The sequence below is a fragment of the Auraticoccus monumenti genome (assembly GCF_900101785.1).
Lineage (GTDB): Bacteria > Actinomycetota > Actinomycetes > Propionibacteriales > Propionibacteriaceae > Auraticoccus > Auraticoccus monumenti.
The window spans coordinates 861829-886893 of sequence record NZ_LT629688.1; the positions used below are offsets into that span (position 1 = coordinate 861829).

The 25065-nt window shown below is 72.5% G+C and carries 13 protein-coding genes and 1 tRNA gene; 2 read left to right on the plus strand and 12 right to left on the minus strand.

The window, feature by feature from the left end:
• Window positions 1-378: 378 nt before the first annotated feature.
• Window positions 379-5463, minus strand: coding sequence for a DUF7927 domain-containing protein (locus tag BLT52_RS03865; RefSeq protein WP_172803984.1), 5085 nt, complete (start codon window positions 5461-5463; stop codon window positions 379-381).
• 448 nt (window positions 5464-5911) lie between these two features.
• Between BLT52_RS03865 and BLT52_RS03870 the strand changes: the two genes are divergently transcribed.
• Entirely contained in the window at window positions 5912-7483 is a 1572-nt protein-coding gene (locus tag BLT52_RS03870) for a LuxR C-terminal-related transcriptional regulator (protein WP_090590818.1), read from the plus strand.
• Window positions 7484-7653: 170 nt separating this feature from the next.
• On the opposite strand, the gene BLT52_RS21020 is transcribed toward BLT52_RS03870, so the two are convergent.
• The 9 genes from BLT52_RS21020 to gyrB form a co-directional block, all read right to left on the minus strand.
• Entirely contained in the window at window positions 7654-9144 is a 1491-nt protein-coding gene (locus BLT52_RS21020) for a zf-HC2 domain-containing protein (RefSeq protein ID WP_172803985.1), read from the minus strand.
• A 47-nt stretch (window positions 9145-9191) separates the two neighbouring features.
• Window positions 9192-9428, minus strand: a complete 237-nt coding sequence (locus BLT52_RS03880) for an RNA polymerase sigma factor (RefSeq protein ID WP_090590823.1) — start codon at window positions 9426-9428, stop codon at window positions 9192-9194.
• 305 nt (window positions 9429-9733) lie between these two features.
• Complete coding sequence (locus BLT52_RS03885) at window positions 9734-11014, minus strand: HTTM domain-containing protein (RefSeq protein ID WP_197679182.1); 1281 nt, start codon at window positions 11012-11014, stop codon at window positions 9734-9736.
• Window positions 11011-11793, minus strand: coding sequence for a DUF5819 family protein (locus BLT52_RS03890; RefSeq protein ID WP_157676959.1), 783 nt, complete (start codon window positions 11791-11793; stop codon window positions 11011-11013). The genes BLT52_RS03885 and BLT52_RS03890 overlap by 4 nt, the downstream gene beginning before the upstream one ends.
• A 131-nt stretch (window positions 11794-11924) precedes the next feature.
• Window positions 11925-15005: a choice-of-anchor G family protein gene (locus BLT52_RS03895; protein WP_090590824.1), complete on the minus strand. Its 3081-nt coding sequence runs from the start codon at window positions 15003-15005 to the stop codon at window positions 11925-11927.
• A 522-nt stretch (window positions 15006-15527) separates the two neighbouring features.
• Window positions 15528-15601: transfer RNA gene (locus tag BLT52_RS03900), tRNA-Ile, on the minus strand.
• Window positions 15602-15666: 65 nt separating this feature from the next.
• Entirely contained in the window at window positions 15667-16719 is a 1053-nt protein-coding gene (locus BLT52_RS03905) for a DUF3566 domain-containing protein (RefSeq protein ID WP_090590827.1), read from the minus strand.
• Complete coding sequence (gyrA, locus tag BLT52_RS03910) at window positions 16712-19417, minus strand: DNA gyrase subunit A (RefSeq protein ID WP_090590830.1); 2706 nt, start codon at window positions 19415-19417, stop codon at window positions 16712-16714. The genes BLT52_RS03905 and gyrA overlap by 8 nt, the downstream gene beginning before the upstream one ends.
• A gap of 81 nt (window positions 19418-19498) precedes the next feature.
• On the minus strand, window positions 19499-21550 hold the full coding sequence (gene gyrB / locus BLT52_RS03915) for a DNA topoisomerase (ATP-hydrolyzing) subunit B (RefSeq protein WP_407922622.1): 2052 nt from the start codon (window positions 21548-21550) through the stop codon (window positions 19499-19501).
• 308 nt (window positions 21551-21858) lie between these two features.
• Here gyrB and BLT52_RS03920 point away from each other — a divergent pair, with 308 nt between their 5' ends.
• On the plus strand, window positions 21859-22533 hold the full coding sequence (locus BLT52_RS03920; protein WP_090590834.1) for a hypothetical protein: 675 nt from the start codon (window positions 21859-21861) through the stop codon (window positions 22531-22533).
• A 13-nt stretch (window positions 22534-22546) separates the two neighbouring features.
• On the opposite strand, the gene BLT52_RS03925 is transcribed toward BLT52_RS03920, so the two are convergent.
• Together BLT52_RS03925 and BLT52_RS03930 are read right to left on the minus strand one after the other, a co-directional pair.
• Window positions 22547-23137 (minus strand): hypothetical protein, encoded by a 591-nt coding sequence (locus tag BLT52_RS03925; RefSeq protein ID WP_090590835.1) that lies wholly within the window; start codon window positions 23135-23137, stop codon window positions 22547-22549.
• A complete protein-coding gene (locus BLT52_RS03930) occupies window positions 23134-25065 on the minus strand; it encodes a hypothetical protein (protein ID WP_090590838.1) in 1932 nt (643 codons plus the stop codon). Before BLT52_RS03930 ends, BLT52_RS03925 begins: the two co-directional genes overlap by 4 nt.

A 25065-nucleotide genomic window follows, 5' to 3' on the forward strand; every position in this document is an offset into this window, starting at 1 on the left:
AGTCCCGCCGACCGTGTCGTCCGCGATCGGTCGGTGCCGGCTCGGCCGCAGCGGGGCGCCGGGCGCGGAGGGCCCGCGACCCCGTCGGCGAGGGTGCGTCGCGGACCGCCGTCCCGGAGCGAGGACGTCCCCCGGGCTCGGGGACCGGGGGACGTCGTCGTGTGGAGTCCGGGGGCTCCGGGCTCGTGCCCCCTGCCTACCGCTGCCAGCCGTCGGGGGACAGTACTTCGATCTGCACTTAGCCCCTCCCCCCGGATATTTGGCCCCCGGGTAGCCCCCGCCTCCACCGGTGCCCGGACGCAGGACGTCCCCCCGACCGTGGTGGTCGGGGGGACGTCCGTCACTGCGTCGGCAGGGCGGGCCTGCCGTGCTCACCGCTCAGAGAGCCGAGCGGCGACGGCGGACCAGGATCAGCCCGCCGGTGGTGGCCAGCCCCAGCCCGAGCAGCAGCGGCAGCAGGGAGCCACCACCGGTGTTCGGCAGGAAGCCCGGGTTGGCCGGGTTCCCCGGGTCGGCCGGGGCGGGCGGGTTGCCCGGTGCGGGCGGGTTGCCCGGAGCCGGCGGCTCGCTCGGGTCGGTCGGCGGCTCCTCGACCACGTTGTTGGACGTGCAGTCCCCACCGTCGGTGCAGACCGGCTCAGCCGGTGGCTCCTGCTCAGGGTCGAGCAGGAAGTTCGCCAGCACCTCATCACCCAGGTCGCCGACCTCGTTCACCTGCACCGTGTAGGTGACGGTGACCGTCTGACCGGCGGCCAGCTCACCGGTGATGGAGAACCGGTCCTCGGAGATGTCGGAGACCTCCAGGGCCCCGTCGCTTGCCTTAGGTGCCGTGATGACCTCGGCGTCGTCCAGCACGTGGGTCAGGTCATCGACCCGGTCCACGATCCCGCCGTCGGCCTGGCCCTCGTTGCTGAAGGTCAGGGTGTAGGTCAGCTCGGCCCCGGCCCGCACCTCGGTCCCGCTCTCCGGGTCCACCGACTTGGAGTCGACGACCTTCGGAGCGGTGTGGCTGGTGCAGTCCTCCTCGCCCTCCTCGCCCTCCTCGCAGACGGGCTCCTCCGGCGTCTCGCCGTCGGGGTCCATCACGAAGTTGGCCAGCTGGGCGTCCCCCATGGCCCCAGCGTCGGCGACCGTGACCGTGTAGGACACGGTCACCCTCTGGCCGACCTCCAGCTCACCGGTGACGGAGAAGCGTCCGTCGACGATCTCGGAGACCGTGAGGGCCCCCTCGCTCGCCTCGGGTGCCTCGGTCACCTCGGCGTCGTCCAGCACGTGGGTCAGGTCATCGACCCGGTCCACGGTGCCGACGGCGGTGCCCTCGTTGCTGAAGGTCAGGGTGTAGGTGATCTCGTCACCAGACCGCACGGCCGAGCCGTCCTCGGGGTCAGAGGACTTGGAGTCCACCACCTTCGGAGCGGTGTGGCTGGTGCAGTCCTCATCGCCCTCCTCACAGACCGGCTCCTCCGGCGTCTCACCGTCGGGGTCCATCACGAAGTTGGCCAGGACGGTGTCACCCATGTCGTCAGCGGCCTTCACCGTGACGGTGTAGACGACGGTGACCGTCTGGCCGGGAGCCAGGTCACCGGTGACCGCGAACCGGCCGTCGGTGACCTCACCCACCGTCAGGGCGGGGTCGGAGGCCACCGGGGCGGAGGTGACGTCGGCGTCGTCCAGCACGTGGGTCAGGTCGTCGACCCGCTCCACGCTGCCCACACCGGTGCCCTCGTTGCTGAAGGTGAGGGTGTAGGTCAGCTGCTGGCCCGGGACCACCATGGTGCCGTCGGCCGGGTCCGCGGACTTGGCATCCACGATCTCGGGCACGAAGTTGGTGGTGCACCGCGGGTCGTCGACGTCGCAGACGGTGCCCGAAGGCGGCGGCAGCTCGTCCTCGGTGAGGACGAAGTTGCCGATCGTGTTGTCCCCACGCTCGCCGTCGGGCAGGACCCGCACGGTGTAGGTCACCGTGTACGCCTCACCAGCCGGCACCGTCCCGTCGACGGAGAACTCCCCGTCGGCGATCTCGGACACCGTCAGCGCCTCGTCCGAGGCCACCGGGGCGTCCACGATCTCGGCGTCGTCCAGCGTCCCCGCCAGGTGGTCCCGCCAGCCTTCCACCGGAGCAGGAGCGCTGCCACGGCTGTCGAAGGTGATGGTGTAGGTCAGCTCGTCACCGGGCAGCACGGTGCTGCCGTCGGCCGGGGTGACGTCCTTGGTCACGTCCAGCAGGACAGCCGGGACGGTCACCAGGTCACACGGCAGGCCCGTCTCCGGGTCACGCCCGTTCTCATCGCGCGGGCTGCAGACCGGGGTGACCGGCGGCGGACCCTCCGGGTCCGGCGGGGTCGTCGGACCGAAGGCCACGTTCACCAGCTCGGCGTCACCGGCTCCGGTGTAGGTCACCTGGTAGGCGATGGTGACGACCTCGTCAGCGGCCAGCGCCCCGGACCAGAAGAGCCGGCCGTCCACGACCACCGGCGCGGCGACAGGCGCCCCGCCCACGGTCGCGGTCAGCGAGCCGTCGACCAGGGTGGCGTCGTCGAGCACGCGGGTCATGTCGTCCACCACGCTGGCCGGGGCCTCCGCGGTGAAGTCACCAGGACCGTCGTTGGTGGCCAGCACCGTGTACGTCACGGTGTCACCCACCTGCGGGTCGGTGCCGTCGTCGGTCTCAGCGGACTTCTCGATGCTGAGGTAGGGCAGCTCGGTGGACGTGGTCGCACAGGGCTCCCCGGTCTCCGGGTCGTTCCCGCCCTCCTCGCACACCGGGGGCTCCGGGGTCTCGTCGGTCGGGTCGTTGGGGACCCAGGCGACGTTCTCCACCACCCGGTCACCTTCACCGGTCAGCGTCACCTCGTAGCTGAGGGTGACCGTCCCACCGGCAGCCAGCGCACCGGACCAGGACACCAGCGGCTCGGCGAAGCCGGTCTCCCCGGCCTCCTCGTCGTCGATCGTCGCGGTCAGCGAGTCCTCGTCGAGGGTCGCGTCGTCCAGCACACCGGCCAGGCTGTCGAGAACCACAGCGGGGTCCTCGGCGGTGTAGTCGGCGGTACCGGTGTTGGTCGCGGTCACCGTGTAGGTCACCACGTCACCCGGCCGCGAGTCCGCGGTGAGGGTCGAGGCCTTCTCGACCTCCACCGAGCGCACCAGCGCCTGGTAGTCCTCCACCTCACCGCCGAGGGCGGGACCGGACGGGCCCGGGTCAGCGACCTCGCCCGCGAACAGGCGGAACCGGGCGAAGGTGTCGGCGGTGACCGACCCTGCCGGGAACGTCAGCGTGTAGTCAGCGGTACCGGATCCGGCCGGCACGGTGATCAGCTGTCGCTCCTCGGGGTCGAAGGTCCCGTCGGCGTCGAAGTCGATCCATCCCGCCAGGGTGGCCGGCTCCTCGGTGGTGTTGGTCGCCGAGATCGTCACGGTCGTGGGCACGCCGTTCTTCAGGTTGACCTGCGCACCACCGTCCTCGTCGGCGCCGTCACCGTCGGCGGCAGCACCGGGCTGACCGTCGGTCTCGTCGTCGATCTCCTCGCCGAGGAGCAGACCGGGCACGATGTTGTGCCGGGCGGCGTCGTCAGCCAGAAGAGTGGCGTAGGACTCCGGCGCGTCACCGAAGTCGACGTCGAACTGGCACTCGAACAGGTGGAAGTCGTCGAAGTTCACCCAGGTCTGACCGGCGACGGTCCCGTCACCTGCGGGGTCGGCGTTACGCACCTCGACCCGCAGGTACTCCCACGCCTGGCTGGCGTTCAGGGTGAACGGGATCCGCTCCCACTGCGGGGTGACGCCCGCGCCGGCGAACTCAGCCACCGGCGTGGTGAAGAGGACCTCGGAGTTCTCCGCGGTCGGCGCGACCACGGCGGGGTTGGGGATGCTGCCGACGGCCGGGTCGCTCACGCCGAAGAACTGCATGTAGCCGTCGCCCTCACGGCTGTAGCCACCAGCGGCGATCGAGTAGTAGCCGACGTAGGTCGACAGCGGGTCGAGCGGGGCCTGCAGGGTGTTGGTCGCACCCTCGCCCGCGCCGGGACCGGAGGAGTGACCACCCTCGAAGGCGTAGCCGTCCGCGCCAGCCCTCAACGGCATGGTCGCCGCGTTGGGGCCGGAGTCGAACGTGGGCGAGAAGTAGTGGTACTGGCCACCGGTCGGGTGGCTGTCGTACCACCCGGTGGCGTAGCTGATGGTGCTCGCCGCGGAGCTGTTCTGGAAGTCCTGGGTCCGGCTCTCGAAGCTCGGGTTCTGGATCAGGTCCACCTCCACCAGCGTCCCGCCCGGGGTACAAGCGACCGGCGGGACGTCCTCGAAGGTCACCGTCGTCGACCCGGGCTCGTTGAGCCCGACGACGTCGCCGATGTTGGCGGCGTCGTTGGTGTAGCTGCCGACGGTGGAGGAGGTCACGTCGACGCCGATGGTGCAGGAGGTCTCGTCGGCAGCCAGCTGCCCGTCGACGACCTCGATGGCGGTGTCGTCGTCGCTGACCGTGGTCGTCGCCTCGCAGGTGCCGCCGAAGTTCGGCTCGTCCGCGACCCGCAGGTTCGCCGGCAGGGTGTCGGTGAACGCCCACCCGTCCTTCGCGGCCAGCTCGGAGGTGTTGGTGATGGTGAACGTCAGCCGCGAGACGCCGCCCACGCGGGCGGTGGCCGGGGAGAACTCCTTGTCCAGCTGCGGAGACACGTCCAGCACCCGGATGTTGTCGTAGGCGCCGTCGCTGCCGGTGCCGTTGCCCTCCTCGTTGCGGAGCAGGATCCCGAGGGTGTCGCCCTGCACCAGGTAGGAGGAGTCCGCGGCGAAGCGCCCTGCTGACACCGACATCGTGCTGCCGGAGGCGGTCGGCGCGTCGAAGGTCGTCGAGCGGGGGTCGTCGCAGGGGTCGATGGCGGTGTCGGAGACCGGGATCTCACCGCCGCCGTCCTCGGTGAGGTAGAAGCGCAGCTCGGGGTGGGCGGCGAAGCAGTTGACCGCGGCCGCGTCGACGGAGAAGGTGACGAAGCGGTTGGCCGCCGCGAGGGCCAGGGGCTCCTCGGTCTGGAACTGCACCAGGTCGTCAGCGCCCGTGCCGGAGGTGTAGGAGGCCGCGGCGGCGTTGGCGGAGTTGTCCGCCGACCCGCCGACCTGGCCCAGGGCGTAGGGCAGCGAGGTGAGCTGGTTGTAGACGCTGGTGCCGGAGGTCTCGTTGCCGGCACCGTTGCAGTCACCCGTCTGGCGGGGGCTGGTCTGGTTGATGATGAAGCCGTTGCAGAGGTTCCTGTTCACCCAGAAGGGGTCCGCGGTGTAGGTGGTGCCCTCCTCCCCCTCGTACTCGGTGAGCAGGATGCTGGAGTCCGGCGCGCGGTTGTCGAAATCCTCGACGAACAGCTCGACCGGCGCGCTCGGGGTCCCCGGCTGACCCGGCACGGCCGCCGCCACCGGTGCCCCGGTGAACGGGCTGGCGGCCAGCAGGCCACCGACCAGGGAGGCGGCCGCGGTCATCGCGACCCCGCGCCTCGCCGTCTCTCGTGTGCGGGCCCTCATCGGGTGCCCCCCTCGTCCCGGGACGCGTCCGCGTCTCCGAGCGGTGGCTGATTCCTCAGCCGACCTTGCTCGACCATTCCTGCTCCTCTTGATCTGCCGTGGTGGGCGGGAGAAGCTCCCGCCCACCCTGAAGCCCCCGGGTTCCCCTGATCGGGCAACCCGGGGTGCTGTCTACCGACGTGCAGGCGGGGGCCGATAGCCCTCCCGGCGAGCCTTGGCCTGGAAATGCGCGGAATTCGTCCCCTATTAGCCCCCTGATTAGCCCTTTCGGACATTCCTGGGATAGCCCCTGGGCGCCACCCCTGCTAGCCTCCGGCAGCGAGTGGGGGGTGCCGGGAGACCGGTGCCGGGGTCCGCGACCATCTGCTGTCCCAGCCAGGGCGAGAGAGAGGAAGAGGCCACGGCGATGAACGCCGAACGGATCGTTCCCGAGCTGCGCACCGCGCTCGCCCGCGGCGACCATCCCGCGGTCGCCGACGTGGTCGAGCGGCACTGGCTGTACGTGCTGCGCACCGATCCCCCGCTGCTGGGCCAGGCCATCGCCCTGCTGCCACCCGAGCTCACCCGTCCTCCGCACCACCTGATCCGCGAGATCCTGCACCCCCGGACGCTGCCGGAGGCCGCCGACGGGTCCGACCCGGTGGTGCACGCCCTGGCCTCGCTCCCGTCGGACGACCCCGAGCTGGAGGTGGCCTCAGGACTCGCCCTGCTGCAGACCCTCCGCCGCCAGGGGCGCTTCCAGCAGGCGCACGCCCTCGCGATCCGCCTGGTGGGGTCGGCCAGCCAGCTGCCGGCGACGGAGGCCAACAGCCACGTCTCCTCCCTCTTCCTGGCCGCCGGCGACCTGTCGCTGCTGCGTGCTGACTTCGCCGAGGCGGAGCGCTGGTTCGAGGCCGCCTACCGGCGACCCTCGCCCTTCCCGAACCACGCCGCCGACGCCGCCGGGCGGATGGCCCTGGCCTGCGCGCTCCGGGGCGAGACCGCCCGTACCGAGGGCTGGCTGCAGCGGGCGCAGACCGCGGACGCGGCGGCGGAGCCGTGGCCCCTGCGCGCGGCGGAGCGCCTGCCCCAGCACTGCGCGCGGGCGATGCTGGCCCTGGACCGGCTGGACTGGGCGACCTACCACCGCGCCGACGACCTCATCGAGACCGAGCGGATCGACCAGGACGAGATCTGGACCTACGTCCTGCACCACCGCAGCCTCGCCGCCGCGGTGCGGGGCAACCAGCGTGCCGTGCTCGAGGAGGTGGTCGACTACCGGAACCGGAACCCGCAGTACTGGGACGAGCCCACCCTGGGCACCCTGCTCGTCGACACCATCGAGACGGCCCTCCTGCTCACCGTCGGTCGGCGTCAGGCGGCCCTGCAGCGGCTGGACGCCACCCATCCGAGCCGCATGCACCCGGCCAGCAGGGCGCACCTGCTGCTGGCGGGCGGTCGCGTCGAGGAGGCGGCGGCCCTGTCGGACCCGGAGCGCTGGCCGCCCGGGACGACGCGGCGCCAGCAGGTGCTGATGCTCGTCGCCCACGCGGGCGCCCAGTACCGGATGGGTCGACGTGGGGCTGCCGTGGCCGCGATGCGGCAGGCCCTGAACCTCACCGGGAACCGCCGGGAGGCGTGGTTGTACAACTTCTCCACGATGGACCGTGCCGCACTGGCCGACCTGGTGCCCGACGTCACCGACCTCGAGCACGTGCTGGAGGCCCTCGAGGAGCTCGCCCCGGTGCCGCTGCAGGCCGCGGTCTCCCTGACCCCGCGCGAGACGCTGGTCCTGCAGCACCTCGCGCGTGGTCTCAGCGTCCAGCAGATCAGCGAGCTGCTGTTCGTCTCGGCCAGCACGGTCAAGAACCAGCGCAAGAGCCTCTACCGCAAGCTCGGGGCCAGCTCACGGGCCACCGCGGTGCACGCCGCGACCCAGATGGGGCTGCTGCGGCGTTCTCGCGGGTCCCGCCGCGGGTCCGGCGCCGAGGCCGGCTGAGGCAGCGACCGTCCTCCCGGAGCTCTCCACCACGCCCGCGAGCACCGTGCGCCTCGGTCGTCGCCCCGATGCGCTCGTCGCCCACCGGGAGCAGGAGCACGGGCACGCGGAAGGCGTGGCGCCGGTGCGAAGCACCGCCCGGCGCCCACCCGTCGCCCGCCACCCACCCGTCAGCGGATCGTGTGGTCCCCGCCCTTCCGGGAGCCGTGGTGCAGCAGCTTCGGCGCCGCCGTCGGTGCGGGGTGCGGGGTCGCCGTGCCCTCGGGTACGGGGACGGGCTCCGGCTCCGGCTCGGGGACCGTTGTGGGGCCGGGTACCGCCGTCGGTGCCGGTTGCGGCGTCGACGGAGGACCGGGGGTGGGCGTGACCTCCGGGACGGGCACCGGCGTGGGGGTCGGCCTGGGGCCCAGCACCGGGTTCGTCGTCGGCCCGGGAGCGGGGAGCAGCCCGGGGGTCGGCTCCGGCGTCGGCAGCGGCTCGGTGCCGGGTTCCGGCTCGGGGACCGGGGCGGTGGGGACCGGGGCCGGGGTCGGCCGGGGAGCGGGCAGGCTCCCCGTGGGCGCGGGCACCACGCTCGGGAGCGGCTCCGGTGGCACCGCCGGAGCCGGCGCCCCGGGGGTCGGACCCGGATCCGACGACGCGCCCGGGTCCTCGGTGCCGGCTTCGTCCGGGTCGTCGGTGCCGTCCTGGTCCGGGTCGTCGGTGCCGTCCTGGTCGGACCGGGCGGGCGCCGCCACGGGGTCCGGCAGGAGAGGCTCCGGGTCGGAGACGGCACGCGGGTCCGGCGCGGTCGTCGGGTCGGAGGGCAGCACGGTCGGAGGCGGCGCGTCCTCCGGGGGACGCGGCTCCGGCCGACGGTCGACCACCGTCGGGTCCTCGGTCGGCGCCGTGGACCCGGTCGGCGGCTGAGAGCTGCTCGTCGAGGGCGCCGTGACGGGTGCGAGGTCCCCGGCACGCAGCGCGTCCCCGCCGCCGGTGGCCGCCATCCCGACCCCGACCACGAGGGTGACCACGGCCACCGCGGCCGCCACCACCAGTGCCGGCGTACCGACGGCGGTCAGCCCGCCGCCCGTGCCCGCTGTGGAGGACCCTGTGGATGACGTGGTGCTGGCTGTGGACGGCTCGGCGGCGGCAGCCACCGCGGGGGCGGTCTCCCAGCCGGCCAGGCTGTGCTGGAGCGCACCGGCCGAACCGAGCAGCGCCGTGGCCAGCACCAGCCCCACCCGGCGGGAGAGCAGCGCCGCCACCTGCGGGCGGGTCGCCGAGCAGTCGTCGCAGGAGAGCAGGTGCCGCTCCACCCGGGTGCGGTCGGACTCCCCGAGGTCGGCGCGGTGCAGCCCGGGCAGCAGCGGTCGGACGGTCCGGCACCGGTCGTCCGTCCCGGCGTCCACCAGGGCCCCCAGGTAGGCCTGGGCCAGACCGCGACGGGCCCGGTAGGCCAGTGCGGAGACAGCACCGGGGCTGGTGCCCAGCAGCGGGGCGACCGCACTGGGCGGGTCCCCGTCGACGGTGGTGTGCCACAGCACCACCTGCCAGCGGTGCGGCAGCGAGTTGAAGGCCCGACGGAGCACGTCGAGGTCGATCGAGGGGTCCACGTCGGCGTGGGTTGGGCTGGTCGCGTCCGCGTGGTCTGCGTCGGCGTAGTCCTCGAGCCAGGTCACCCGCGCGTCCTTGCGGGCGCGCGACGCCCAGGTGTTGCGCACGGCCGTCAGCAGGTAGGGGCGGAAGCGACGTCGGGCCCCCCGCCCTCGCGCAGCTGGGCCAGGGTGCGCACGAACGCCTCGGAGACGAGGTCCTCGGCGTCGGACGGCCCGGCCAACCCGGCGGCGAAGCGCGTCGCCGAGCCGTGGTGGCGGGCGAAGAGCTCGGCGGCAGCCTCCATCTGGCCACGGCGGATCTCCTCGATCAGCCCGGCGTCGCTGTTCTCGGGCACGACGTCAGCCACAGGACCTTCCTTCTCGGAGCGTCGGGGCATGCACGATCGCTCCGGGCCCCGAACCGGTGCAGGTGACATGGTGGCAGAGAAGGGGACGACGACCAAGGGTCGTCGCCCCCTCTGCTGCGGGAACGGCAGCCGACGCACACGCAGTCGCGGCTCTCGTGGAGAACCTGTCCCCCGACCGGGTCCTCATCCGTTCCACTGAGAGGGACGCCCCACCCGGCCGTGGATGACGCCTGTGGCCCGTGATCCACGTCACGTGGCCGGAGCCGGGGGCGACCGCGGCGCTGCAGCCTGGGTCCGCGTCGTGCTCAGACGCGTGTCGGGGCGGCGACGGGCACGGACCTGCCCGACGGACCACCGCCGGCGGGCGCGGTCCCTTCCTCGCTGGCTGCGGCTGCCGCAGCCTCCGGTGGAGGGGGCACGCTCACCGCCTCCGGCACCGAGGGGCCCGAGGACCCACCCGATCCCGCCGACACCCACGCCTCCCGCACGTAGCCGGCCGCCCAGCGCCAGGTGACGTCGCGGATGAAGATGGAGTCGATGGCCACCATCGCCAGGGAGAACCACGGCAGCCCCATCAGCACGGCGATGCCGATGTGGAAGCCGAGGATGCCGAACAGGCCGATCACCCGGGTGAAGCGCTGGAGCAGCATCAGCGGGAAGCACAGCTGCAGGATGATCGACGCCCAGGAGACGGCCGTGACCGCGGGCGTCCAGGCGGTGACCAGGTCGCTCAGTGCGGGCCAGGTCCCGAAGCGTTGGGTCTGCAGTGGGTTGTAGATGGCGTAGCCCTGCTGCCAGGGGGTGCCGCCGGCCTTGAACAGGGCGCCCGAGGCGTACACGAAGCAGACGTGGCAGGTCAGCGTCACCAGCACCAGGTTGTGCGAGGTGTTGGTCACCCAGGACGGCAGCAGCGGCTCACCGGCCCACTTCCGCGCCAGCCAGCCTCGACCCGGGTCGACGGGTCGGGCGCGGCGGCGGGCGTCCAGCGACCAGCGCATGGCCGGGTCGGCGAAGAGCAGGGCCAGCAGCACCATCCGGTACATGTTGTCGCCCTGGTCGCCCAGGGAGTCGTTCATCTCGATGAAGCTGACCCAGGCCACGAAGAAGACCGGGAGCACGATCCGGGTGCGCCAGCCCAGGGTGAAGGCGACGGCCAGCACCAGCAGCACCAGGTAGGCGGCGGTGAAGGCGACGTCGTCCAGGGCGATCCGGGAGAAGAGGCTGAAGAGCCAGATCTTCGGGAAGTCGCTGATCGGCTCCGCCGCCTCGCCGTTCCAGGCCGACCCGCTGCCGAAGGCGTAGAGCCGGGTGCTGAAGTTGGCCAGCAGCAGCCCGATCGCGGTCAGACCCAGCAGGATCCGCGTCACCGCCAGGCCGTAGGTGGCGCGCTTGGCGTCGACCAGCCAGCGCTCGCTGAAGGACAGCACGCGCCCGACCAGACCCGCCACCAGCTCGACCAGGGACTGCACCAGGTAGCCGACGAACCGCCCGAGCCGGCGGCCGACGGTGGCCCCGGGCTCCGCAGGGCGCCCGGCGTCGGTCGGGACGACGGGCTGGGGGCTGCGGGAAGGCGTCTCGGTGCTCACTGGCCCGACTCCTCGAGGGCGTCACGGAAGACCCTGCTGAAGTTCTCCCGGTCCTGACCGGGTTCCTCGACCGGCCCGCGGAACCCGGTCGGCACCGGCTGCACCGGCGGACGCTGGGCGCCGGCGTCGTGGCGCTGACCGAAGGGGATGACGTTCTGGCGGCTGACCACGAACTGGACCGCCACCACCTCCTCGCCGAAGGCGGCGTAGGCGACCTGGGTGGCGTAGGCGCTGGTGATGTGCTCGACCTCGAGGTACTCGCGGGCCTCCGGGGTGTTCCCGACCGCCAGCACCGCCTGCTGCAGCCGCGGCTCCCAGTCCGCGCCCTTGTAGAAGCCGAGCTCCACGACCTCGCGCTGGCCGGGGGTCAGCTCGTCCCAGGCGCCCTTGAGGCGTGAGGCCAGCTCGGTGGACTGGATGCCGGCCCGGGGCGGGGTCAGGTCGTACTGGATCATCGAGATCTCCGCGGCCGTCGCGTCCACCCAGCGGGTGGTCTCCTCCGCGCCGCCGTCCACGACGGTGGCCCGCACCTGCAGGCGGTAGTCGCCGTTGATCGGTTCGGGGGCGAAGACGCTCCAGCTCTGCCCGAACATCGGGATCATCCACTGCTGCAGCACCCCCGGCGGGTACAGCTGGCGAAGCCCCGAGGCCGGCGCGATCCACAGGAAGGTGGAGAAGATGTGGAAGGCGGTGACGGCGGCGGCCAGCGCCACGAGCGCCCTGACCCACCAGCGCCGCCGGACGGGAGCCACGGGGTCGGGGGCCACGGAGTTCGCCACGACAGGTCCTCTCGCTCGTTTGAGGTGGACGCTGGCAGCCTAGGGCGGCCACGGCCCGGTGGACAGGGACAGGCGCGTCAGGGCCCGACCTCCGAGGAGGCCGGGCCCTGACGGTCATCGTGCGGAGGTGATCAGGCCCCCGTGCTCCGGCGACGGCTCACCACGAGGGCGGCCGCACCGGCCACGACCAGCAGGCCACCGAGGGCCAGCCAGAGGGGCGAGATCTGGGCGCCGGTGTCGGCCAGCCAGCCGCCACCGTTGCCCCCGGTGATGGGAGCAGCACCGTTGGCGGAGCTGCTGGCGCTGGCGCCACCGGACCCACCCTGCGCCGAGGCGCTGGCCGAGGCGGAGGCGCTCACGTCGCCACCGTCCTCGTCACCGACCGCGTCGGCGTCGTCGGTGGCACCGTCGTCGTCGCCCGCGGCGTCGGCCGAGGCCGCCGAGGAGGAGTCCCCCACGGCTGCGGCCGAGGCCGCCGCCGCTGCGTCGGCGTCCGCGGCAGCGGAGCCCTGGGCGGCGGTGTCGTCGTCGCCCTCGGCGTTCGCCGCGGCCTGGGCGGCAGCGGCGGCAGCCGCGTTGGCCTCGGCATCGATCTGGGCCGAGGCGTCGGCCGAGGCCTCCTCGTCGGCTGCGGCAGCAGCCGCCGCGGTGGCGTCCACGTCGGCCGCCGCGCTGGCGGTGGCCGTGGCGTCGGCGTTGGCCGCAGCCACCGCAGCCGCCTCGGCTGCCGCATCGGCGTCCTCGTCGGCGTCAGCGGAGGCGGAGGCGGAAGCCGCGGCGTTCACGTCCGCGTCCGGGTCGGCGTCGTCGTCACCGGCGGCGTCCACCGAGGCGTCAGCCGAGGAGGTGGCGATCGCCGCCGCCTCGGAGGCCGAACCCGAGTCGGCGTCCGCCGCGGCCGAGGCCGAGGCGTTCGTGTCGTCGGTCGCGTTCGAGTTCGCCGCGGCGTCGGCGGCAGCGACGGCTGCGGCGTTGACGTCGGCGTCCACGTCAGCCGAGGCATCCACCGACGCGTCGGCGTCGGCAGCAGCAGCGGCCGCCGCGGTGGCGTCCACGTCAGCCTCGGCGGAGGCGGCGGAGCTGGCGTCGGCGTTGGCGGCGGCGACGGCGGCCGCCTGGGCTGCCGGGTCACCGTCCTCGTCGGCGTCGGCGGAGGCCGAGGCGGACGCGGCGGCGTTCACGTCGGCGTCACCGGCCACGGCCGCGTCGGCCGAGGCGTCGTCGGAGGCGTCGGCGTCGGCAGCGACGTCAGCAGCCGCCTCGGCAGCGCTGGCGGCGTCGGCCTCGGCAGCAGCCGCGGCCGCTGCGGTGGCGTCGGCGTCGGCCACGGCGTCCACGTCGGCGGTCGACTCCGCGGAACCCTCGGCGGCGGCGCTGGCCGCCCCCTCGACGTCAGCGGAGGCGTCGGCCGCGGTGTCCGCGGTGGCGGCGGTGTTCGAGTCGGCAGCGGCAGCAGCAGCAGCCTCGGAGGCGGCGTTGGCGTCGCTGTCGGCGGCGACCGAAGCGGCCGCGTCGGCGTCGGTGTTGTCGTCACCGTCGGGGTCGGCGGCGGCCTCGGCAGCGGCCTCGGCGGCGGCGTTGGCGTCGCTGTCGGCGTTGGCCGAGGCGGCGGCGGAGGCGGAGGCGTTGGCGCCACCGTCCTCAGCAGCCAGGAGCTTCACCGTGGCCGAGGCGATATCGACGTCGACCAGGGCCGGGTCGGCCGGCAGCAGCTCGAGGCTCAGCGCACGCTGGGTGAAGGACGGGGCGTCCTCACCGCGGGTGTCGACGAAGTCCCCGGGCAGCTCCTGCACGTTGACCACGAGGCTCAGCAGGTCGTCGGCGATGCTCTCCAGCAGCGGGTCGAGCAGGGTGCCCAGACCGCCGAGGACCTCGTCGGTGGCCGTGACCAGCGGGTCGGTGGAGATGGCATCGAGGATCGGGTCGCCCAGCTGGGTGACGACCCCGGTGAGGGCGGCCTCGACGAGACCCTCGACGGTGTCCAGCAGCCCGGCGACCGTGGCCGCGAGCAGCTCGTCGAGCCCGGGCAGCACGTCGGGCAGCGTCGGGTCGAGGTCGATCGTGACGACGGGGTCGGTGCCGCTGGTCCCGGCGAAGTCGGCGAGGGTGCCGCCCACGGCGATGTCCAGGGCGACGGGGACCGAGACGCTGGTCAGACCGAGGTCGACGTCCAGGGCGATGTCACCGGTGACCGCGATGTTCAGCTCGGCCTCGTCGAGGGCGGCCTCGACGGCGGCGACCAGGTCGTCACCGACACCGGCGAGGATCTGGTCGATCTCGGCGTTGACGGCGGCGATGGTGTCGGCGTCGAGCACCTCGGTGTTGACGGGTAGGTCGTTCAGCGTGCCGTCGGCCACGAGGGCGGCGAGGTCGACCGTGACCTCGCCGGTGCCCAGGTTGAGGGTCACGCCGGAGGCCGGGTCGCCGAGCTCGGCGTCCAGGATGGGGGCGGTGGCTGCCTCGAGGTCGACGTCGAGCGTCACCGTGCGGTCGTCCAGGGTGGCCTCGACGACGGCGAGGTCGTCGAGGTCGGTCTCGAGCTCCAGCAGCGCCGGGCCCAGGACGTCGTCCACGACACCCCCGTCGGCGGTGATGCCGTTGACGGTCTCGGACACGCCAGCGACCGCGGTGGTGAGGTCCGTGCCGGCGGCCTCGACGACCGGGCTGGTCAGGGTGAGGGTGCCGTCGGAGATCTGGTAGTCCCCGACGTAGCCGCCGTCCTCGGTGGCCGTGGCGGAGGCCGACACGACGCCGAGGTCGAGGGTGGCCGCGCTGAGCAGGGCCTCCAGACCGGCGTCGTCGAGGAGCGGGCCGAGGTCGACCGAGGTCTCCTCGGTCGGGTCGTCGCTGCCGTCGACGTCGATGGCGCCGTCCTCGGTGAGCACACCGGAGGAGGCGAAGGGCAGCGCGCCGGTCTCGGCGCTGGCGTACTGCTCCAGCGCGCCGGTCTGGATGACCCCGCCCGTCCCGAAAGCCGACACACCGGCCTGGAGCTCGGCGAGACCGGTGAGGACCGAGGCGTCGATGGGCTGGAAGCCCGAACCCGGGATCGTCGGGTCGGCGAAGTAGGCGCCTTCAAGACCTACCACCGAGTTGAGGTCGACGACGCCGGCGTCACCGGTGAGTGCCCGGCCCTCCGCCTCGGCGCGGTCGACCGACGCTGCCTGGGTGGTCGTGGGTGCGAAGACCCAGACCGTGAGCGCCGCTGACAACAAGCCCGCTATGCCTATGCGGGTGCGAGAACCCATCACTGAACCCCTCGAGAAACACGTGACCACGACGCGCTCAGGCCAGGGCACGTGCCATGACCGATCCCCCGAAGAGCCGGCGCACCATGCAGCTCGAGGGTGCGCCGGGGCCGGCGGATCAACCGGCCCGCGCCGAGTAAACCTGAGATCCCGTTCACAGGGCAACCCGTCTCCGTGAAATTTCTCAGGAGCGTTTCGCGCACGTCACCACCAGCGTCGGGTGGACGTCCGGGGTCGGTCCCCGCCTGATCGTGACCACCGGCGAGCACCTCCCCGGGGTCCCTGTGACCAGTCGGGCACCGCCCCGCGCCCGGGCCAGGGGGTCTCGCTCAGCCGGCGACGCAGCAGGGCAGCCTGGGCTCGCCGGCCTCCCGATGCGGCGGGGCCTCAGGTGCCCAGCCTGCCGACACCGGAGGCAGGACGAGGCGGGCACGCGGGACGCACGAGGGACCAGAGGTCCTCCGCCGGGGAGGCGGGGGGTCGGGGTGGGCCTAACTGGACTTGAACCAGTGACCTCTGCCTTATCAGGGCAGCGCTCTAACCGTCTGAGCTATAGGCCCGAGGGGGATGACCGCGACGCGGCACCGGTGGGAAACAGTAGCCCACCGGCGCCACGCCGGACAAATCAGTCGTCGGTCTCGGCCAGCGTCACCTGGAGGCCGCCGAGCATGGTGGCCGACAGGTTGTACAGGAACGAGGCGACGGTGGAGATCGCGGTGATCAGCAGCACGTCGACCACGGCCAGCAGGGCGGTCAGACCCAGTACCCGCGAGCCGTTGACGTAGGCCTCGAGGCGGAACGGGTCGGCGTCACCGGGGGCGGAGAACATGTCGGCCACGATCGTGTTCACCGCACCGAACAGACCCGACTGCTGGATGACCCACCAGACGAAGGCCACCAGCACCCACCCGGCGATGCCGAGGGCGATGGAGAACAGGAACGAGGTCTTCATCACCGACCAGGGGTCGATGCGGGAGAGCCTCAGCCGGGCGCGGCGCGACTTGCGGCGGGAGCTCTTCGACGTCGCCCGGGTGGGCGGCGCGAGCGTCTCCCTGGTGGAGGTCCCGGCTTCGGTCGCCGCGGTGCCGCCCCCGGCGGTGGGCACCGGCTGGGTGGGCTCCTCCATGGAGCCGGTGACCGCCCCCAGGGCGCCGGTGCCGGCGATGGTGCGCGAGGCCTCGTCCTCGGTGGACGTCCCCAGCGCACCGGTCGCGGTGCCGGTCGGCGTCACCGCGCCCGTCGCTGCACGTCCGTCGCTCCGGTCGGCGCCGCGACCCGAGGGCGTCGCGACCGCGGGGTTCACCCGGGTCGGGGAGTCGTCCTCGACCGGTGAGGAGCCGGGGCCGCTCGTCGCGCCCCGTCCCCAGCCGTCCCTCGGTCGCGAGCCGGGACGCTCCGGGGCGCTGCCGGTGCGCGAGGCTCCTGGCACCGCGGTGGCCCGCTGGCTCGGCTGCCCCGGCGTGGTCTCCTGGGAGCCGCTGGTGCCGGGCTGGTCCGAGGGCCCTGGCTGCCCGTTGGCCCCTGCCTGTCCGCGGCCGCCGTCGCGCACCCTGCCCATCACCCGGTCGGCCCGGGTGGGACCGGCCGCGTCGGACCCGGCCTGGTCGGCCGGTCGCCCGCCCGCCTGGCCGTCGGCGGGCGTGACGGCAGGGTCGGTGACCTCCGTGCGATCACTCACTGGTGTCGTCCTCCTCCGCGTCGGAGCCCGGCGCGTCGTTGGTCACCGGAGCGGAGTCGTCCGGCGTCAGGGACCCATTATCGTCATCGGACCCAGAAACCGAACCGTCGTCCGTCGCACCGGCCGTGTCGGCCTGGAACTCGGTGGCCTGCTGGGCCGCCTCGGACTCCACCTCCTCGGCGGTCGCGGCAGCCTGCTGCTCGACCTCCTCCTCGATGGCGGCCTCGGGGTTGATGGCGATCACGGCGACCGCATCACCGTCGCGGACCCCCACGAAGCGGACCCCCATGGTGTCGCGTCCCTTGACCGCCACCTCGGCCACCGCCGAGCGGGTGACCTGCCCGGAGCTCTTGATCGCCAGCACCTGGTCGGACTCCCGGACCACGATGCCGCCGACCAGCTGGCCACGGTCCTCGTTGAGTCGCATCGCCTTGATCCCCAGCCCGCCACGGCCCTGCTGGCGGTACTCCGAGACGGCCGTCCGCTTGCCGTAGCCGCCGTCGGTGACGGTGAAGACGTAGCGGTCGTCCTCGGGCATGTCGGCCCCGATGATCGACATCGACAGCAGCTCGTCGCCGTCGCGGAACTTCATCCCGGTGACCCCGGACGTGGCCCGGCCCATCGGCCGCAGCTGGGAGTCGTCGGCCCCGAAGCGGATGGCCTGGCCCTTCCGCGAGATCAGCAGCACGTCGTCCTCGGCGCTGCACCGGGCCGCGCCGATCAGCTCGTCGTCGGCCTCGCGGAAGTTGATCGCGATCAGACCGGCCTGCCGCGGGGAGTCGTAGGCGGTCAGCTCGGTCTTCTTCACCAGCCCCCGGCGGGTGGCCAGCAGCAGGTACTCGGAGTCGTCGTAGCCGCGGATGTCCAGCACCTGCGCGATGCGCTCCTCCGGCAGGAAGGACAGCAGCCCCGCCACGTGCCCGCCGCGGGCGTCCCGACCGGCCTCCGGCAGCTGCCACACCTTCGCCCGGTAGACCCGGCCCATGTTGGTGAAGAACAGGATCCAGTGGTGGTTGGTGGTGGCGAACATGTGCTCGACCTCGTCGTCGGTGCGCAGCGTGGCACCCCGGACGCCCTTCCCACCCCGCTTCTGCACCCGGTAGAGGTCGCTGCGGGTCCGCTTGGCGTAGCCCCCGCGGGTGATGGTGACCACCACGTCCTCGTCGGGGATCAGGTCCTCGTCGGAGAGGTCGCCGTCGGCGCGGATGATCTCGGTGCGACGCTCGTCGCCGTAGCGGTCCACGATCTCGGTCAGCTCGTCGGCGATGATCTGCCGCTGGCGGGCCGGGGTGGCCAGGATGTCCTTGAGGTCGGCGATGACGCGCTCGAACTCGGCCAGCTGGTCGACGATCTTCTGCCGCTCCAGCGCGGCCAGCCGGCGCAGCTGCATGTCGAGGATGGCGTTGGCCTGCAGGTCGTCGATGTCCAGCAGCTGCTTCAGCCCGGTGCGCGCCTCCTCGGTGCTGGGGCTGCGGCGGATCAGCGCGATGACCTCGTCCAGCGCGTCCAGGGCCTTGACCAGACCGCGGTAGATGTGGGCCTTGGCCTCGGCGTCGTCCAGCCGGTACTGGGTCCGGCGCCGGATGACCTCGAGCTGGTGGTCGATCCAGTGGGAGATGAACTGGTCCAGCCGCAGCGTGCGCGGGACGTCGTCGACCAGCGCCAGCATGTTGCAGCCGAAGGTGTCCTGCAGCTGGGTGTGCTTGTAGAGGTTGTTCATCACCACCCGCGGCTGGGCGTCGCGCTTGAGCACGATCACCAGGCGCTGGCCGGTGCGGGTGGAGGTGTCGTCGCGGATGTCGGCGATCCCGGTGAGTCGACCGCCGTTGACCAGCTCGGCGATCTTCAGCGCCAGGTTGTCGGTGTTGACCATGTACGGCAGCTCGGAGATGACCAGGAGCTGGCGGCCGGTGCGCGGCTCCTCCTCCAGGTTGATCACCGCGCGCATGGTGACTGAGCCACGGCCGGTGCGGTAGGCCTCCTCGATGCCCTGACGGCCCACGATCAGCGCGCCGTTGGGGAAGTCCGGGCCCTTGACCCGCTCGATGGCGGCCTCGAGCAGCTCCTCCGGGGACGCCTGCGGGTGCTGCAGCGCCCACTGGACGGCCTCGGCCACCTCGCGCAGGTTGTGGGTGGGGATGTTGGTGGCCATGCCGACCGCGATGCCGGTCGAGCCGTTGACCAGCAGGTTCGGGAACCGGGCCGGCAGCACCGTGGGCTCGGTGTCGCGGTTGTCGTAGTTGGGCTTGAAGTCGACGGTGTTCTCGTCGATGTCGCGCACCATCTCCATGGCCAGCGGCGCCATCTTGCACTCGGTGTACCGCATCGCCGCGGCCTTGTCGTTGCCGGGCGAACCGAAGTTGCCCTGCCCCGAGACCAGCGGTGCCCGCATCACCCAGGCCTGGGCCAGCCGGACCAGGGTGTCGTAGATCGCGCTGTCCCCGTGCGGGTGGTACAGACCCATCACCTCACCGACCACGCGCGAGCACTTGTTCCAGCCGCGGTCCGGACGGTAGCCGCCGTCGTACATGGCGTACAGCACCCGGCGGTGCACCGGCTTCAGCCCGTCGCGGACGTCCGGCAGCGCGCGCCCCACGATGACGCTCATCGCGTAGTCGAGGTAGGAGCGCTGGATCTCGGCCTGGAGGTCCACCGGCTCGGTGCGCTCGGTGGGCGGTTCGATGGGGGTCTCGGTCATCGTTCTCTCTCGTCAGCGGGGGAGCTGCTCGGGTCCGTCGACAGGCTCGGGACGCCGGGGTGGGGGTCTGGGACGCCGGCCTCAGATGTCGAGGAAGCGGACGTCCTTGGCGTTGCGCTGGATGAAGTTGCGGCGCTGCTCGACGTCCTCGCCCATCAAGATGGTGAACATCTCGTCCGCGCGGGCGGCGTCGTCCAGGGTGACCTGGAGCAGCACCCGCTGCTCGGGGTTCATCGTGGTCTGCCACAGGTCCTCGGCGTCCATCTCGCCGAGACCCTTGTACCGCTGGATCGGGTTGACGTTGGGCAGCTTCTTGCCCGCCTCGAGCCCCGCGTCGCGCAGGCCGTCGCGCTCCTCGTCGGAGTAGGCCAGCTCGTGCGGGGCGTTGGTCCAGCGCAGCCGGAACAGCGGCGGCTGGGCCAGGTAGATGAAGCCCCCCTCGACCAGCGGCTTCATGAACCGGAACACCAGGGTCAGCAGCAGCGTCCGGATGTGGGCGCCGTCGACGTCGGCGTCGGCCATCATCACGATCTTGTGGTAGCGGAGCTTGGCGACGTCGAAGTCCTCCTGGATGCCGGTGCCCAGGGCGGAGATGATCGCCTGGACCTCGTTGTTCTGGAGGATCTTGTCGATGCGGGCCTTCTCGACGTTCAGGATCTTCCCGCGGATCGGCAGGATCGCCTGGATGCGGGGGTCGCGCCCGCCCTTGGCCGAGCCGCCGGCGGAGTCGCCCTCGACGATGAACACCTCGCACTCGGTCGGGTCGGTGGACTGGCAGTCGGCCAGCTTGCCGGGCAGCCCGCCGCCACCGAGCAGGCCCTTGCGGTTGCGGGCGAGGTCACGGGCCTTGCGGGCCGCGATCCGGGCCTGCGCCGCGGCCTGGGACTTCCGGACGATGTCCTTGCCCTCGGCGAGGTTCTGCTCGAACCAGTCCCCCAGCTTGTCGTTGATCACGCGCTGGACGAAGCTGCGGGCCTCGGTGTTGCCGAGCTTGGTCTTGGTCTGGCCCTCGAACTGCGGCTCGGCCAGCTTGACCGAGATGATCGCGGTCAGGCCCTCGCGGACGTCGTCACCGGAGACCCGGTCCTCGCGCTTCCTGATCAGGCCCCAGGTCTCGCCCCACTTGTTGACCGTGTTGGTCAGCGCGGAGCGGAACCCCTCCTCGTGGGTGCCGCCCTCGTGGGTGTTGATCGTGTTGGCGAAGGTGTGCACGGACTCGGTGAAGGAGGTGTTCCACTGCATGGCCACCTCCAGGCTCATCCCCTGGGCGGTGGCCTCGGCCTCGACCGCGATCACCGAGGGGTGGATCGGGTCCTTGGCGTGGCTCAGGTGGCGGACGTAGTCGGCCAGCCCCTCGTCGTACTTGAAGATCTCCGTCACCGCCTCGCCGTCCTCGCCGACGTGGCCGGGGCGCTCGTCGGTGATGCTGATCGAGAGGCCCTTGTTGAGGAAGGCCATCTCGCGCAGCCGGCTGGCCAGGGTCTGGTAGGAGTAGTCGGTGCTCTCGAAGATCTCCGGGCTGGGGTAGAAGGTGACCGTGGTGCCGGTCTCGTCGCTGGGGGCGCCCCGCTCGAGCTCGGCGTCGGGCACGCCCAGGGAGAACGACTGCAGCCAGTGGTGGCCCTCGCGCTGGACGTCGACGTGCAGCCGCGCGGACAGGGCGTTGACCACCGAGCTGCCGACGCCGTGCAGACCGCCGGAGACCTTGTAGCCGCCGTTGCCGAACTTGCCGCCCGCGTGGAGCACGGTCAGCACCAGGGTGACGGTCGGGATGCCCTCGGTCGGGTGGATGCCGACCGGGATGCCGCGCCCGTTGTCGGTGACCCGGATGCCGCCCTCGGGGAGGATGGCCACGGTGATGGTGTCGCAGTAACCGGCCAGCGCCTCGTCCACGGCGTTGTCGACCACCTCGTAGACCAGGTGGTGCAGACCGCGCTCACCGGTCGAGCCGATGTACATGCCAGGGCGCTTGCGGACGGCCTCCAGGCCCTCCAGCACGCTGATCGAGCTGGCGTCGTACGTGCCCTCGACCCGGTGGCCGGTCGACTCGCCGAGCTCGAACTGGCTGCCGTCGTCGTCACCGGCTCCGGGGACGGCGTCGGTCGGGTCCACACCCGCCAGCGACTCGTCGATGGGGTCGGTACCGGGGAATTCGCTCACCGAGATGGCTCCTGTCAGACATGGGACGCCCGGAGGTGATCGAGTCACTCCCCGGGCGGCGTCGTCGCGCACCGTCAGTCTACCCCGTCCGGGCTCCGGACCCGTGGATCCTGGGCCCTCATCTGTGCACAGATGCCGGTTGCGGGGCATCCAGGGCCACTCAGACCCGGTCGTGGGGTGGCCGACGAGGGCCTGTATGCACCCGGGGTGCCACAGGGCCTCAGATCGCCGCAGACCGAGGGCGGGACCCGCCGCCCCCGGCACTGGGTAGCATCCGGCGCATGGAGGTCCCTCCCGGCACCTGGCTGGACCCGCGCCCGCTGCGGCGCGACTGGCCCGAGCCCGCGCCGCCCCTGCGGGTCCCCTCGTGGGCGCTGTGGGGCGTGCCGGTGCTGCTGCTGGCCCTGGTGCTGGTCGCCGTGACCGCCCTCGGGGGGTTCGAGCGCCGCACCGACCGCATCGCCGTGATGGCCCCCGGCAGCGAGCTGGACACCCGCGACCTCGTCTACACCTTCACCGACGCCACCGTGCAGCACCAGCAGGACTACGACGGCGTCTGGGAGTGGGAGGTGGTCACCCGGGGGACGGTCCGCAACCCTCACGACGAGCCCCTGTCGCCCCGCACCGGGGACTACGGGTCGCTGGTGGTCAGGGGCGTCCCCGGCCCGGAGACGGCCACCATCGAGCAGGTCAGCGTCAGCGCCTCGCTGCAGGACGACTTCGACCACCGGCGCCGCGACGTCCGTCCGGGCAGGGCGACGCTGCCGATCGAGGTCTCCTTCGTGCTGCCCGACAGCTACCGCCCCGCCGACCGGATCGCGCTCGGGGCCTTCGTGATGGAGTACACCGACAACTACGTGCTGGGTCTCGGCGGCGGGGAGAGGACCTGGAACAAGACCGACGAGGTCTTCATGGTCTACCTCCCGCTCGTCCTGCTGCCGGAGGAGTCCTACTGAACCGGCGCGGGGCTCAGGGCAGCCGCAGCACCCGGTCCACACCCGGCCCGAGCTGCGGACCGACCACGACGCCCTGGATCCGGTCCAGCTGGGAGGTGGGGACCGGGTAGACCTGCTCGAGGGTGAGCCTGCCGCCGTCGAGGCAGCTGCTCGGGTACGTGCGGTCCACCGCCGGCCCCTCGTGGGACCAGGTCATCCCGTCCGCTCCCCGCAGCTCGGTCTGGCAGGTCACCCGCAGCACCTCCCCGGGCGTGCTGAACGGCGTGTCCCCCTCCACCACCTCGGCCCGGGTGGCGTCGACCTCGAGGTGGGCGACGACGAAGCTCGCCCCCGGTGGCGCCTGCACCCCCTCCCCGCCGTCGACGTCGGCGACCCGGTCGGTGGCGTAGAGCTCGACCAGCCGGTAGCTGATCCCCTCCACGGTGACCGTCGCACCGGCCGGAGCCACCTTGGTCACCACCCCCGTGTTGAGCCCGACCCACAGCACCCACCCGGCGTACAGCAGGACCGCCAGGCACAGCGACACCACCAGCACCGGCCAGGGACGACGGACCAGCAGCCAGGACAGCTGGTGGGCGTCCTGGGCGTGGTGCGGGGCGCTCACGAGCCGATCCCCCGGGTGGTGGTGGACGTCCGGTAGGTGACGGTCTGGCCGACCAGGTCCCCGTGCAGCTCCTCGGCCCGGGCCCGGTCCACCCCCAGGTCGGTCTCGAGCCGTCCGGAGTACCCGCTGAACAGCTCACCGAGGGTGTAGCGCACCGTCATGCCGGCGGCGACGTCGGCGGGGTCGATCTCGAACACGAAGTCGCCGCTGGTCACGAACCCGGCGTCGGCGGAGAGGGAGGTGGTGCCCAGGCCGGGCTGGTAGCGGCGCTGCCCGACCACGAGCTCCGCACGCACCGTCAGGCCGGAACGCCCGGGAGCGGCGAACTCGACCGGCACCACGACGAAGACGCCGGTGGTGGGCAGCGGGTCCGAGCCGCCGGAGACGTCGACGAGCTGCTGGCCGAAACCCGGTGCGGAGGTGGTGACCTGGCGTCCGACGAGCTCCCCGGCCTGGTCCACCTGCGCCCGGGTGACGTCGGCCTCGTCCTCGCGCTGCAGCAGCACGGTGCTGACCGCCAGCACCGTGCAGAGCGCGAGCGCGACGCCGAGCTGGCCCAGCGGCCGCAGCCGGCGGGTGAGCTGGCGCGGCAAGGAGGCCGTCTCCACCCCGGTCTCCTCCGGCGTCCGGTCGGCGAAGATGGTCAGCGCCCGGGCGAAGGCGACGGCCAGCAGGGTCACCTGCACCGACATCATCAGCACCTGGTCGACCAGGTCGACCAGGGGCTGCAGGAAGACCCAGGTGTCACCCTCCTGGCCACCGATCAGACCGCTGAGCACAGCACCCAGACCGAGACCGAGCAGCCGCATCACCGCGAAGGCCAGCACGTAGGCCCCCAGGAACACCGCCCCGGCGCGCAGCACCAGCCGCAGGGACTGCAGCGTGGGGAGGTACTTGTCGTCGATGTCGCCCAGGAAGGCCTCCTGCACGTGCAGGACCGCCCGACGGACGCCGGTCGCGCCCTCGGCGGCCTGGCCGAGACGCCGGGTCAGCCGCATCCGCTCCGCCCCCGGGACCCGGGCCGCCAGCGGCTCGCCCTTGCGCCACAGCTCAGCGACGGAGAGAACCTTGGACCCGAAGACGAGGGCGGCCATCGCGAGCCAGGCGATCGGCTCGCTCAGGCTGTCCCACAGCACCGGCCACAGCACGTCGGTGAGGAAGGCGCCGACGCGGTCCAGCACCGCCGGCAGGTCGAGCCTGAAGAAGGAGAAGCCGGCGGCCAGGTCGTCCAGGGCGGCCGTCCACCAGGCCGCGAAGCGCCGGTCACCCAGCCAGAGCCCGGCGTGCTCGACCAGCCGGAACCCGCTGAGCACGGTGACCAGCAGGAAGCACGCCTCGACGAAGGCGGTCAGCAGCCCCAGACCCCTCAGCCCGGAGCGCTGGTAGAGGTGGTCGATCACCCGGCGCAGGACGTAGAGCCCGACCACGGCCGTGATGGTGAGCACCAGCGCGGTGCTGCTGGTGACGGGGTTGAGCCGGGCCAGCACGTTCTCGGTGAACCCGGTGGTGTAGCTGGAGAGCACGACCAGGTCGGTGCTCAGCTCCTCCACGTAGCCGAAGGCGGCGTAGACGGCGAGGAAGGGCAGCAGGGTGATGGTGAGCAGTCTCAGCACGCTGACGTCGCCGTCGTCGTCCTCCTCGGCCCCGGACGCGGCCCGCACCAGCGAGGTCACCCCCAGCTGGGAGGCCACCATCCGCAGGGTCACCACCACGCCGGCCAGCAGGGACACCAGCCCTGCGGCGAAGGTGGGGATGACCAGCCAGGGCAGTCGGGGCGACAGGTCGACCGAGATGATCAGGCTCAGGTGGTAACCGGCCCAGCCCAGCAGCAGCACCCCCACCAGCTGCGGCCACAACCGCCACCACAGCTGCCCGGTGCGGGCGGCCATCCGCAGGGTCTCGGCCACCAGCGCGGTCACGGTCGTCAT

Excerpts from the sequence above, each read along its gene's own strand:
- BLT52_RS03870 (WP_090590818.1), top strand. The coding sequence starts at position 5,912 with ATGAACGCCGAACGGATCGTTCCCGAGCTGCGCACCGCGCTCGCCCGC.
- BLT52_RS03865 (WP_172803984.1), bottom strand. The coding sequence starts at position 5,463 with ATGACCGCGGCCGCCTCCCTGGTCGGTGGCCTGCTGGCCGCCAGCCCG.
- BLT52_RS03930 (WP_090590838.1), bottom strand. The coding sequence starts at position 25,065 with ATGACGACCGTGACCGCGCTGGTGGCCGAGACCCTGCGGATGGCCGCC.
- gyrA (WP_090590830.1), bottom strand. The coding sequence starts at position 19,417 with ATGACCGAGACCCCCATCGAACCGCCCACCGAGCGCACCGAGCCGGTG.
- BLT52_RS03920 (WP_090590834.1), top strand. The coding sequence starts at position 21,859 with ATGGAGGTCCCTCCCGGCACCTGGCTGGACCCGCGCCCGCTGCGGCGC.